Origin of the sequence: Pseudomonas sp. 10C3, from assembly GCF_036346185.1 — a bacterium.
Taxonomy (GTDB): Bacteria; Pseudomonadota; Gammaproteobacteria; order Pseudomonadales; family Pseudomonadaceae; genus Aquipseudomonas.
This window is the reverse complement of the sequence record NZ_JASJVE010000166.1, coordinates 1-250: the sequence shown is the minus strand read 5'-3', so window position 1 is coordinate 250 and position 250 is coordinate 1. Positions and strand designations below refer to the sequence as shown.

The window sequence follows — 250 nt, the reverse complement described above, 5'->3', positions numbered from 1 at the left end:
GAGCCACCGCGGCGATAGATCCAGCGGTTGGCCTGCATCCAGTCGAAGAGCTTCGACGGTGGCATGCCCAGGTGCTTGGCTGCGTCCGTGATGCAGATTGCCCCTTCCGCAGCAGCAAGCCTTTTGATGGCCGCAACCTTCGGCGCTTGAAGCTCAATGACTCCAATCAGGCGCAGGTTTTCCTCGGCCTGGTCAGCCGCAAGCCGCAATGCTTCAGGAAGCGTTGTCGGGATTTTCGGGGCTTCCGAGC

At 61.2% G+C, this 250-nt stretch carries 1 protein-coding gene; it reads right to left on the bottom strand.

The window, feature by feature from the left end; translation table 11 throughout:
• Positions 1–250, bottom strand: a 250-nt coding sequence (locus QN399_RS26490) for a phage antirepressor KilAC domain-containing protein (RefSeq protein ID WP_330201963.1), incomplete at both ends; no start/stop codon positions are given.